Annotated in this window: 4 protein-coding genes; 3 read left to right on the top strand and 1 reads right to left on the bottom strand. The window is 68.0% G+C overall.

What is annotated here, in order from left to right:
• Positions 1-130: 130 nt before the first annotated feature.
• The 3 genes from ACTWPW_RS63660 (at position 131) to ACTWPW_RS63650 (ending at position 2,186) form a co-directional block, all read left to right on the top strand.
• A complete protein-coding gene (locus ACTWPW_RS63660; protein ID WP_443174954.1) occupies positions 131-565 on the top strand; it encodes a YbaB/EbfC family nucleoid-associated protein in 435 nt (144 codons plus the stop codon).
• Positions 566-629: 64 nt separating this feature from the next.
• Complete coding sequence (locus ACTWPW_RS63655; RefSeq protein WP_443174953.1) at positions 630-1,814, top strand: ISAs1 family transposase; 1,185 nt, start codon at positions 630-632, stop codon at positions 1,812-1,814.
• Between the two features lie 84 nt (positions 1,815-1,898).
• Positions 1,899-2,186, top strand: a complete 288-nt coding sequence (locus ACTWPW_RS63650; RefSeq protein ID WP_443174952.1) for a hypothetical protein — start codon at positions 1,899-1,901, stop codon at positions 2,184-2,186.
• Positions 2,187-2,343: 157 nt separating this feature from the next.
• Here the strand turns inward: ACTWPW_RS63650 and ACTWPW_RS63645 are convergent, their stop codons facing one another.
• Positions 2,344-2,589, bottom strand: coding sequence for a hypothetical protein (locus tag ACTWPW_RS63645; RefSeq protein WP_443174951.1), 246 nt, complete (start codon positions 2,587-2,589; stop codon positions 2,344-2,346).
• Positions 2,590-2,920 lie beyond the last annotated feature (331 nt).

Genomic DNA, 2,920 nt, shown 5'->3' with positions numbered 1-2,920 from the left:
CATGGTCATTCGCAGCCGACTCAAGCAACTGCAGTACCGCCCCGACCTCCTGGACGCCTTCCTGACACACACCGGCCTGATCACGAACCCGAGATCGACATGAAACCCCGAACTTTCAACCTCTGTAGTTGTGTGGCCAACGCGTTCGAGGTGGCGATCGAGGAGTTGGCGGGGGGAGATCAACCAGCAGATCGCCCGCATCCGCGAGACATACGGGGAACTCTCCGCTATGGAGTACACAGCACATTCCAAGGACGGAATGGTGAGCGTGACCGTCGGCCTGCACGGCCGGGTTCGGGGCATCCACCTCAAGCCGCAGGTGTATCGCAGCCTGTCCCCCCTCGCAGTTGACCGAGGCGATAATGCGGCAGATCGAACAGGCGACTGCGGCGGTCACCGAGCAGAGCAAGCACCTCCTGACACCCCTCATGCATCAAGGGGCCAGGGCAGTGCCTCAGGCGGATCCGCAAGCATCCCCGGGCCAAGGCCGTTGCGTTCTCGGCTGATGAGACTGCTGCACCCCTGGGTCGAGTGGCCGAGTAGGAGCGCCCCGGTGCGGAGATGACAAACGCGACCCCTGATGATCGTCGGTGTCTAGCCAGTCGATCAAGAACAGGGGCCGCGTTCGCGTGCCATCATCCCCGATCGACGTGCTCTCCCGCCACCTGGAGCACGTCACCCTCACCGACGCCACCGTCGACCTGCCCACCCTGACCGAGGTACTCGACGCCGTCCCCGACCCCCGTTGCCGCCGCGGGCGCCGCTATCGACTCGGGCCGCTGCTCGCCTTAGCCCTGCTCGCCGTCCTCAGCGGAGCAACATCACTGGTGCAGATCACCCGATTCATCGCCGGATACGACCCTGACACGCGCACCCGGCTCGGCCTTCCGCCCTCCATGCGACTGGCCGCCTCGACCCTGGGACGGCTGCTGGCCCGTCTGGACGGCGACGCTTTCGACGCCGCGACCTGCGGCTACGTTGCCGCGCTGACTGCCTGCCAACCGCCCGAGACGACGACAAACACCCGAACACCCCTGCTCGGCCTGGCCGTGGACGGCAAGACCCTGCGCGGCAGCCGTACCTCGAGCGGCGCGGTCCACCTGCTGGCCGCCATCCGCCACGACACCCAGACCGTCCTGGCCCAACGCCAGGTCGAGGCCAAGAGCAACGAGATCCCCGCCTTCACACCCCTGCTGCGCGACCTGGACCTGACCGGCATGGTCATCACCGCCGACGCCCTGCACACTCAGCACGACCACGCCCGGCACATCGCCGCCGTCGGCGGCCACTACCTGTTCATCGTCAAAGGCAACCAGCCCACGCTCCTGCGCCGGCTCAAGGCCTTGCCCTGGCGCGAGGCCATCCTCAACGACCGCACCGACGAGCAAGGCCACGGCCGCCGCGAGATCCGGCGCATGAAGATCTGCACTGCTCGGCCCGGCCTGCCCTTTCCCCACGCAGTCCAGGCCATCCAGATCAAGCGCCGCCGTACCGACCGCAGAACCGGCAAGACCACCATCGTCACGATCTACGCGATCACCAGCCTGCCACCGGGCCGCATCACGCACGCCCAGCTCGCCGCGCTGATCCGCGGCCACTGGAGCATCGAGGCCCTGCACCACATCCGCGACGTCACCTACCGCGAAGACGCCTGCCGGGCCCGGACCGGAGCAGCTCCCCGCGTCCTGGCCAGCCTCCGCAACCTGGCCATCGGCCTGGCACGCCTGCTCGGCTGGACCAACATCGCCGCTGCCACCGACCACTACCGCAGCCACCCAGCCGACGGTTTTCAACTACTCGGTCTCACGACGTGAGAACGCTTCAGCCCTGATCCCCGGGCAGAGTCGAAAGACTGCTCAACCACCACCAGGGCCTACCCGGCGATCCTGCCCACGCGAGTGGCACAGGGCGATCTGTCGTACCTGCCGGACACCCTGACGATGGCCGAGGTGGAGCACCGGGTTCCGCTGACCGAGCAGGAAATCGAGATCCTGCGCGACCTGCTCGCCGCGCTCGGCATCGATGACGAGCCCGCCGCCGTGGGCCAGGTGGTGATCGCGGACACAGCCTCCGTGCTCGTGCACGCTTTCCCCCAACGCGGCCGATTCCGTACGCGTGGCCGCCGGCCTCGACCTGAGCGGCGACGCTCCCGCCGAGTTCGGCGACCTGGAGGACGAGTAGTTTGACCTCACTGACCATCTCGTAACCGACGCGCTCAGTGTGCACTCGGGCGTCGTGGCGGTCCGGCGTGCCTGGCGGTCGGGGCCGGTGGGGGATCTACCTCGCCGAGGGGTGGGTCCGGGCGTGCTGGCCTGGGAGCTTGCGCTGGAGGCCCAGTCGGAGCTAGCGCAGATGGGTGAGGTAGATCCGCAGGTCGAGGTCCACTGGAGCGGCGAGGAGCTGCCGCCGTATCAGCGGGCCGCGCGCGACGGTGCGGTCCTGCTGTGGCGCGGCCACTGAGTGCTCCCGCACCGCGGACATGGAATCGCAGGCCAGGGATGTGCTGGGCGTGCCGAACGCCGCGCGGTACTCGTCCCGCGACGCGTCGGCGGCATGCACGCTCTTGTAGACCCGCCTCCTATCCTCCAACGATCACCACAGCGCCCCCGACCTTGGACGACGTGACGATGAAGATCTCCTCTTCGAGTCTGAACCGCCACAGCGCCAGCGGTCGCCACGAAGGTGATCGAGCCATTGACATCGTCCACCCGCCTGAAGGGGGATTTCAACAGCGACTACGTCACCAGGAGGAGGGGTCGTGTTGAGGTTCGCGGTGCTCCGGCCCGCCCAGCGGTGGCCCTTCCCGCGCAGCGGCGGCATGCCCTGCCGCGTGTTCGATGTTCCTGGCCGCGTTCACATCGGCGTTGCCGACGTACCCCGCGGGACCGGGCACCGCAAACGCGCTTGGCTCTGGCGCGCC

It is taken from the genome of Nonomuraea sp. KM90 (genome assembly GCF_052246675.1).
Lineage (GTDB): Bacteria > Actinomycetota > Actinomycetes > Streptosporangiales > Streptosporangiaceae > Nonomuraea.
Note: the sequence above shows the minus strand (reverse complement) of the source record. Positions and strands in the feature narration are given on the sequence as shown.